The organism is Streptomyces sp. NPDC111802 (assembly GCF_055634335.1).
The window spans coordinates 1-9,806 of record NZ_JBVKCZ010000101.1 but is presented as its reverse complement, the minus strand read 5'-3'; the positions used below and the strand labels follow the sequence as shown (position 1 = coordinate 9,806).

The window sequence follows — 9,806 nt, the reverse complement described above, 5'->3', positions numbered from 1 at the left end:
GCGACGAAGTCCGGCCGCACGCCCAGTGATTCGGCGAGACGGTACAGCGCCACTTCGACAGCGAAGAGAGCCGGCTGGGTGAACTCCGTGCGGTTGAGGGCCTCTTCGTCCTCACCCCACATGACGTCACGCAGACGCGGGTCCAGTTCCGCCAGCGTCGTGTCCAGGGCTTGCGCGAACTCCGGGAAACGGTCGTACAGTTCGCGGCCCATGCCGAGGCGCTGGGCGCCCTGGCCGGAGAACACGAACGCCAAGGGTGCCTCGGCCGCCACTCCCCTGGCCACCTCCGCCGACGCCAGCAACACGGCACGGTGGCTGAAGGAAGCCCGACCGGTGGCCAGCGTGTAGCCGGTGTGCACCGACGGTTCGCCCGGCTGGAGTTGCCGGATGCGTGCGTCCAGTGCCGCTTCCGAGCGTGCCGTGACGACCAGAGGCACGGGGTGCCCGGTGTCTTCGACAGGGGGCTCTTGCTGGGGGCCGGCTTCGAGGATGACGTGCGCGTTGGTGCCGCTCAGGCCGAAGGAGGAGACGGCGGCCCGGCGCGGGCGGTCGGCGTCCGGCCAGGGCACCGGTTCGCGGACCAGCTCCACCGCGCCCGCCGACCAGTCCACGTGCGAGGACGGGGCATCCACGTGCAGGGTGCGCGGGACGGTACCGTGCCGCATCGCCAGCACGCTCTTGATCACACCGGCGACACCGGCAGCCGCCTGGGTGTGACCGAGGTTGGACTTCACCGACCCCAGCAGCAGCGGCCGTTCACGATCCTGACCGTAAGTCGCGAGCAGGGCTTGCGCCTCGATGGGATCGCCGAGACGCGTTCCCGTTCCGTGTGCCTCAACCGCGTCCACATCAGCGGCCGACAGCCCGGAAGCCGCCAGCGCCTGCCGGATCACCCGCTGCTGCGACGGACCATTCGGCGCGGTCAACCCATTCGAAGCACCGTCCTGATTGACCGCAGAACCCTTGACGACCGCCAGAATCCGGTGACCGTTACGTACCGCGTCCGACTGCCGCTCCAGCAGCAGCACACCCACACCCTCGGCCCAGCCCACCCCATCCGCACCGTCGGCGAACGCCTTGCACCGCCCATCCGGCGCCAACCCACCCTGCCGCGAGAACTCCACAAACGTCGTCGGCGTCGACATCACCGTCACCCCACCGGCCAACGCCAACGAACACTCACCACCACGCAACGCCTGCGCAGCCAAATGCAACGCCACCAACGACGACGAACACGCCGTATCGACCGACACCGCAGGCCCCTCGAAGCCCAACGCATACGCCACCCGCCCCGACGCGATGCTCGGCGCGCTGCCATTGCCCCGGAAAGCCTCGTACTCCTCCCCCGGCAACAACTCCCGATAGTCGTTGTACATGACACCCGCGAAAACACCCGTACGACTGCCCCGCAACGACGTCGGATCAATACCCGCCCGCTCGATCGCCTCCCACACCGACTCCAACAGCAACCGCTGCTGCGCATCCGTCGCCAACGCCTCCCGCGGACTCATCCCGAAGAACTCGGGATCGAACCCGGCGACATCGGCGAGGAACCCCCCGGCTCGGGTCGAGGACGTGCCGGTGTGCTCGGGGTCGGGGTGGTAGAGCCCCTCCAGATCCCAGCCCCGGTCCTCGGGGAAACCGGACACCGCGTCGACACCGTCGGACACCAGCCGCCACAGGTCCTCCGGCGACTCGACGCCACCCGGGTAACGGCACGCCATGCCCACGATCACCACGGGGTCGTCCGTGAGGGGCGTCGCGGGCGGGAGGCCGGCGGGAGCCGCCGTCGTGCCTGCCAGCCGATCGCGCAGGTACGTCGCCAGTGCGTCGGCCGACGGGTGGTCGAAGACGAGGGTTGCGGGCAGCCGCAGGCCCGTCGCGGTGGCGAGCGCGTTGCGCAGTTCGACGGCGGTCAGGGAGTCGAAGCCCAGGTCGCGGAAGGGGCGACGCGGTTCGACGGCACCGGAGTCGTCGTGGCCGAGCACACCCGCGGCGCGAGCGCGGACCACGTCGAGGAGCAACGCCCGCTGTTCCTCCGCGGTCTTGCCTGCCAGGCGTCCAGGGAGATCGCCGACGGTGGCGGTACGAGTCCGGAACAGGGCGCGAAGCAGCGGCGGGACGTCGGCACGCGACCGCAGGGCCGCGTGGTCGAGCCGTACGGGCACCACGACCGGTGCCTCGCCGTTCGTGGCCGCGTCGAACAGGGCCAGGCCCTCCTCGACGCTCAGGGGGCGGAAGCCGGAGCGTGCGAGGCGTTCGCGGTCGGTGCGGTCGAGGTCGCCGGTCATGCCGTCGGTCATCGCCCACGGTCCGTAGGCGAGGGAGACGGCGGGCAGGCCGAGGGCGCGGCGGTGTGCGGCCAGGCCGTCGAGGTAGGCGTTGGCGGCGGCGTAGTTCGCCTGGCCGGTGCCTCCGAAGGTGCCGGCCGCCGAGGAGAGTAGGACGAACTCCCGGACGTCGGGGAGGAGTTCGTGCAGGTGCTGTGCGGCGTCGGCCTTGGGGCGCAGGACCGAGGAGAGGCGTTCGGCGGTGAGGGCCGTGAGGACGCCGTCGTCGAGGACGCCTGCCGTGTGGATGACCGCGCCGATGGTGCGGCCGGTGAGCAGGTCGGCCAGTGCGGCGCGATCGGCCACGTCGCACGCGGCGATCTCCACCTCGGCGCCGAACTCGACCAGTTCTGCGCGCAGTTCGGCCGCTCCCGGGGCGTCCGCGCCGCGCCGGGACACCAGCAGCAGGTCGCGTGCGCCATGGTGGGTGACGAGATGGCGGGCCAGGGCCGCGCCGATCCCGCCCGTGCCGCCTGTGACGAGCACGCTGCCCGGCCCCGTCCAGCGGTCTCGGGCCTCCGCGGCGCCGGGCTCGTGACGGGTCAGGCGAGGCGCCAGCAGTTCCGTTCCGCGTACGGCGATCTCCGACTCGCCGCCCAGGTCGTAGGCGGCGAGCAGCCGGCCCGGGGACGGGAGGAGCGGCGCGCCCGGGTCGCGGGTGAGCAGGCCCAGGCGGCCGGGGTGTTCGTTGGCCGCCGAGCGGACCAGGCCCCGGACGGCTTCCAGCACCGGGGTGTCCTCGTCGGCGGTGACGACGACCAGGCGGGACGTCGCGTACGGCGGGGCGGCCAGCCAGGTGTGGAGGATGTCCAGGGTGTGCCGGAGCGTGCGGTGCGGCTCCCCGGCGGTGATCTCGGTGAGGACGAGGTCCGGTGCCGTCAGCGCGCTGTCGAGCGCGTCCAGGATCTCGGCGTCCTCTGGTGCCCAGGCGGGGGCCGAACCCGTGGTGAGTAGGGCCGTACGAGCATCCGGCGAGGCCTCGTGATCCGGTACGGGCGTCCAGGTGCGCCGGAACAGCGCGTTGGGGACCGTCGTACGGGTCTCGGCCGGCGGCCTGGTGACGAGGGAGCCGACCGAGGCCACCGGTGTTCCGGCGGGGTCGGTGACGGTGAGGCGGACGGCGTCCGTGGTCGTGTCGCGGACGATGTGGGCGCGCAGCACGCGTGCGCCCGTGCTGCCGTGCAGGTCAAGGTTCTGCCAGGCGAACGGCAGCCCCGGTGTGCCGCCCGTGAAGACGGCGGCGTGCAGCAGGGAGTCGAACAGGGCGGGGTGCGGGCCGAAGCCGTCGGTGTCCGCGTCGTCCGGCAGCGCGGCCTCGGCGAACACCTCGGTGCCGCGCCGCCAGACGGCGGTGAGCGCCCCGAACGGCGGCGCGTAGGTGAGGCCCGTGTCGGCCAGTTCGGCGTAGAAGCCGTCGAGGTCGACGGGCTCGGCGTCGGTGGGCGGCCACGGGACGGCCGTACCCGGCACGGGGACGGTGGCGGCCAGCAGACCGGCCGCGTGGCGCAGCCAGGGAGCGTCGGGGTCGTCGTCGGGCCGGGAGGAGACGGTGACGGGGCGCAGGCCGGCCTCGTCGGGCTCGGTGACGGACACCTGGAGGGTCAGGGCCTCGCCGTCGGGCAGGACCAGCGGCTGCGCGTGGGTGAGTTCGGCGATGTGCCCGTGGCCGAGTTCGGCGCCGGCTCGGGCGGCGAGTTCGGCGAGCGCGGTGCCGGGCAGCACGACCCGGCCGGCGACGCGGTGGCCCGTGGTCCAGGGATGGGTCGTGGTCGAGACGCGGCCGGTGAACAGAGCGGCGTCGCTGTCGGCGAGACGGACCGCAGCTCCCAGCAGCGGGTGGTGCACCGCCGTCAGTCCCGAGCTGCGGACGTCACCGCGTGCGGCCCCGGCGGCCGGCCAGTAGCGGCGGTGCTGGAAGGGGTAGGCGGGCAGTCGCGTGCGGCGGGCACCGGTGCCGGTGAACAACGCGGGCCAGTCGACGGGGACACCGGTGGTGAACAGCCGGGCCAGCGCCGTGACCAGCGTGTTCTCCTCGGGGCGGCCGGACCGCAGCAGCGGCACGGCGAGGGCGTCTGCGTCTGCGTCTGCGTCTGCGTCCAGGGGCAGGATCGACTCGACGAGTGCCGTGAGGGCGGCGGTGGGGCCGACCTCGACGTAGGTCCGTACGCCGGAGTCGGCCATGGCGCGCACCGCGTCGCCGAAGCGGACGGTCTCGCGCACCTGCCGTACCCAGTGGCCGTGGTCGGTCAACTCGCCTTCCCCTACGGCGTTTCCGGTCAGTGTCGACACGACGGGCAGACGGGGCGGCTGGAGGTCCAAGCCGTCCAGTGCCGCACGGAACGCGGACAGCATGGGGTCCATGTGTGCCGAGTGGAAGGCGTGGCTGACCGGGAGACGGGTGGTGCGTCGGCCCGGGAGGGCGGCGAGGGTGGCCTCCACGGCGTCGGGGTCTCCGGAGACGACCACGGCGGCGGGCCCGTTGACGGCGGCGAGACTCGCCCCGGCCGCGAGGTGTGGCCGTACGGCGTCCTCGTCGGCCTCGACGGCGACCATGACGCCGCCCTCCGGCAGGGCGTCCATCAGGGTGGCCCGGGCCGTGACCAGGCGGCACGCGTCGGGCAGGGAGAGGACACCGGCGACATGCGCGGCGGCGATCTCGCCGACGGAGTGCCCGGCCACCATGTCGGGGCGCAGTCCGAGGGACTCCAGCAGCCTGTACAGGGCGATCCCGACGGCGAACAGGGCGGGCTGGGCCGCGCCGGTCCGGTTGAGCGCGGCCTCGTCGCCGCCCCACAGTACGTCGCGGAGTCCGGGGTCGAGCAGGGCCAGCGTCTCGTCGAGGGCGGCGCGGAACACCGGGAAGCGGTCGTACAACTCGCGGCCCATGCCGAGGCGTTGAGCGCCCTGGCCGGAGAACAGGAACGCGGTCGGGCCGGGCTCGGCGGCGACCCCCCGGGCGATCTCCACGGGGCTGCCGGTGCCGGTGCCGGTGGCGAGGGCCACGGCGCGGTGCGGGAAGGCGTTACCGGCGGTGGCCGCGAGGGTCAGGCCGACGTCCAGGGCGTCTTCACGGGAGGCGAGTTGCGCCGTACGGGCGTCAAGGGCCGGTGCGGTGCGGGCGGACATGACCCAGGGGACCACTCCCGGTGTCACGGCCACATCGCTCCGCTCGGGCTCGGCCGCCCGCGGTGCGGCCGCCTCCAGGATGAGGTGGGCGTTGGTGCCGCTGACGCCGAAGGAGGACACGGCGGCCCGGCGCGGCCGGTCCGTCTCGGGCCACGGGGTGTCCTCACGCACCGGACGTACGGCGCCCGATGCCCAGTCCACGTGCGTGGACGCGGTCTCGGCGTGCAGGGTGCGCGGCACGACGCCATGGCGCAGCGCCAGCACCGTCTTGATGACGCCGGCGACGCCCGCGGCGGCCTGTGTATGCCCGATGTTGGACTTCACGGAGCCCAGCAGCAGCGGGTGCGCGCGGTCCTGTCCGTAGGTGGCGAGCAGGGCCTGCGCCTCGATGGGGTCACCGAGGCGGGTGCCGGTGCCGTGGCCCTCGACGGCGTCCACCTCGGCCGGGGCGAGGCCGGCGGCGGCCAGGGCCTGGCGTATGACGCGCTGTTGGGCGGGTCCGTTGGGGGCGGTCAGGCCGTTCGAGGCGCCGTCCTGGTTGACGGCGGAGCCGCGCAGGACAGCCAGCACCGGATGCCCGTTGCGCCGGGCGTCGGACAGCCGCTCCAGCACGACCAGGCCGACGCCCTCGCCCCAGCCGACACCGTCCGCCCCGTCGGAGTACGCCTTGCAGCGGCCGTCGGCGGCGAGCCCGCCCTGGCGGTCGAACTCGACGTAGGTCGAAGGGGTCGCCATCACCGTCACACCACCGGCGAGCGCGAGGGTGCACTCGCCGCCGCGCAGCGCCTGGGCGGCCAGGTGCAGCGCGACGAGCGAGGAGGAGCACGCGGTGTCGACGGTGACCGCCGGTCCTTCCAGGCCGAGGGTGTACGCGACCCGGCCGGAAGCCACGCTGTGGGCACTGCCGGCGCCGCGCAGGCCGGCGTAGCGCTCGTCGGTGAGGAGCGTGCCGTAGTCGCCGTACATGACGCCGGCGAAGACGCCGGTACGGCTGCCCCGCAGTGTCACCGGGTCGATTCCGGCGTCCTCGACGGCCTCCCAGGAGACCTCCAGAAGCAGCCTTTGCTGCGCGTCCGTGGCGAGTGCCTCGCGCGGGCTCATTCCGAAGAAGTCGGCGTCGAAGTCGCCCGCGCCGGTGAGGAACCCACCCCGCCTGGTGTCTTCCCAGCCGCGCTCCGCGGGTACGTCGCCGATCGCGTCGACGCCGTCGGTCACCAGCCGCCACAGATCGTCCGGGGAGCCGACGTCGCCGGGGAAGCGGCAGGCCATCCCCACGATCGCCACGAGGTCGTCGTCGGTGGCGGTGCGCCGGGCGGTCGGTTCGGTGGCGTCCGGCGTCGGACCGCCGGTCAGCCGCTCGTGCAGGTGCGTGGCGAGGTCGGCGGCCGTCGGGTGGTCGAAGACGAGGGTCGCGGACAGGCGCAGGCCGGTGGCGGCGGCGAGGCCGTTGCGCAGTTCGATGGCGGTCAGCGAGTCGAATCCGAGTTCTCGGAAGGGCCGTTGGGGATCGACGGCATCGGCGCGGCGGTGTCCGAGCACACGGGCGACCTGGGCGCGGACCACGCCGAGCAGCTCGCGTCGCTGTTCCCCGGGTCCGAGCCGGCCCAGTGCCCCGGCGAGCCCGTCGGCACCGGGCGCGGACGGCGCGGCGGCGGTTCGGCGCCGGTCGCGGACAAGCCCCCGCAGCACAGCCGGCGCGGCGGGCCCGGCGGCGCCCAGTGCCGGTACGTCGAGGCTCAGGGGCAGTACGACGGGTTCGTCGAGGTCCAGGGCGGTGTCGAAGAGGGCGAGCGCCGTCGCCGTGGGCAGGGGCAGCAGCCCGGTGCGGGCCATGCGGGCCCGATCGGAGTCGGTGAGCTGCCGGGTCATCCCGGCGGATGCCTCCCAGGGGCCCCAGGCAAGCGACAGCCCCGGCAGCCCCGCGGCACGCCGTTCACGCACGAGGGCGTCCAGACAGGCGTTGGCGGCGGCGTAGTTGCCCTGACCGGCGCTGCCGAGCACACCGGCGGCCGACGAGAACACCACGAACGGCACCTCGGTGTCGACGAGTTCGTGCAGATGGCGGGCGGCACCCACCTTCGGCCGCAGCACGGCCGCCACCCGCTCCTCGCTCAGCGCGGTGACCACGCCGTCGTCGAGCACTCCGGCCGTGTGCACCACACCACCGAGGGTCCGCCCGGCGAGCAGTCCCGCGAGCGCGTCGCGGTCGGCCACGTCACAGGCGGCGACCTCGGCACGGGCACCGGCCCGCGACAACTCGGCGACCAGTTCGGCCGCGCCCGGCGCCTCCGGCCCCCGGCGTGAGACCAGCAGCAGGTCCCGTACGCCATGCCGCTCGACGAGATGCCGCGCCACGGCGGCACCGAGGCCGCCGGTGCCTCCGGTGACCAGCACACTGCCCCGGTCCCACGCCCGAGACCGCCTCTCACCGCCCGTCACCCGCCCCAGCCTGGGCACCACCACGTCCCGTCCCCGGACCGCGACCTCGGGCTCGGCACCGTCGAGGATCAGCGCGAGTGCGCCGCGGAGCGCCTGCGGCGCCGGATCGGTGAGGGCGAGTACGGCCAGTCGGCCGGGGTGCTCGGCCGTGGCCGACCTCAGCAGTCCGCGCACGGCCGCGACGGCGGGCTCGTCGGTGTCCCGCGTGACCAGGACGAGTCGACGCTCCGCCTCTCGCGCGAGGGCGCCCTGCAGCACTGCCAGGGCGTCCGCCACGGCGGCACGCACCTGCGACGTGGGCGGCGGCAGCACCAGAACCTCGGCCTCGGCTCCGTCCTCGTCCACGACGAGGCCCGCGTCCCGCAGCGCCACGCCGAGCGTGCCGTCGTCGTCCCCGGAAACGCTTACGGCGCCGGGACTGCGGTCGGTCTCCGCAGCCGGCACCCATTCGACCCGGTAGAGCGGCCCGGCCGTGGCCACCGCGTCCAACTGCCCCGCCGTGATGGCACGTACGGCGAGCGCGTCGGCACCTGCCACGGGCTGCCCCATCGGGTCGGCGAGGGTCACCCGTACACGGTCGGGCGCGACCAGCGCCAGCCGCGCCCGCACTGCCGTCGCCCCTTCAGCGTGCAGCGCGAGGGCCTCCCAGGAGAACGGCACCACACCGTCCCCGACCAGCAGCGAAGTGCCCTGCAGAGCGGCGTCGAACAAGGCGGGATGCAGGGCGAAGCCACGCGGCTCCGTCCCCACGGGCAGCTCCGCCTCGACGAAGACCTCGTCACCGCGCCGCCACGCGCCACGCAGCCCTTGGAAGGCGGGGCCGTACCCGAACCCGGTCGACGCCCGGTCGGCGTAGAACGTGTCCAGTGCGACGGGGTCGGCTCCGCTCGGCGGCCAGACCTCCAACTCCGGTTCGTACGCGGGTACTTCCTCCCCGTCGTCCAGCAGTCCGGTCGCGTGGACGGTCCACGGCGCCTCGGCATCTGCCTCGGGACGCGACTGCACGGTGAGCGCCCGCCGCCCGTCCGCGCCGGCCGGGTCGACACTGACCTGAAGCCGTACGGCACTCTCCTCGGGCACCACCAGCGGCGTGCCCAGGGTCAGTTCGGCGAGGCGCCGACAGCCGCACTCCTCACCGGCACGCAACCCCATTTCGGCCAGCGCGGCGCCGGGGAGCAGGGAACGTCCGTGCACCGTGTGGTCGGCGAGCCAGGGATGCGAGGCGAGCGAAAGCCGACCGGTCAGGACCAGGCCGTCGGAACCGGCAAGGGGCACGGCCGCGCCGAGCAACGCATGTCCGACGGGCTCCAGACCAAGGGCGATGGGGTCCTTGAGCGACTGGGAGGGCGTCGGCCAGAAGCGCCGACGCTGGAAGGGGTAGGTCGGTACGTCGGCGGGGCGAGCATGGATTCCGGTGAAGCAGGCAGGCCAGTCGACGGGTACGCCGTGGCTGAAGAGGTGGGCGAGGGCCGTGAGGGTGGCCGCCTCTTCGGGCCGGCTCCTGCGCAACGTCGGGACGATGACGGTGTCTTCCGGCGCCGTCTGCTCGATCAGGGCGGACAGCACACTGTCCGGGCCGATCTCCAGGAAGCGGGTGACGCCGTGGTCGGTGAGGGTGCGCACGTCGTCGGCGAAGCGGACGGTGTCGCGGACGTGCCGGACCCAGTAGTCCGCCGTGTCCGGGGCGAGGAGGTCTCCGGTGAGGTTGGAGACGAGTGGAATGCGCGGCTCGTGGAAGCGCAGGTTCGAGATCGCCGCTCGGAACTCGTCGAGCATCGGTTCCATCAGCGGTGAGTGGAAGGCGTGCGACACGTGCAGCCGGGTGGTGCGCCGGCCGTCGGGCAGGGCGGCGGCGACCGCGAGAACGGCTTCCTCCGTGCCCGAGAGCACGATCGAGGAGGGTCCGTTGAT

At 73.7% G+C, this 9,806-nt stretch carries 1 protein-coding gene; it reads right to left on the bottom strand.

Going from position 1 to position 9,806, the window contains the following annotated elements:
- Positions 1 to 9,785, bottom strand: a 9,785-nt coding sequence (locus ACZ7NC_RS43170) for an SDR family NAD(P)-dependent oxidoreductase (protein ID WP_471497434.1), incomplete at its 3' end; no start/stop codon positions are given.
- Positions 9,786 to 9,806 lie beyond the last annotated feature (21 nt).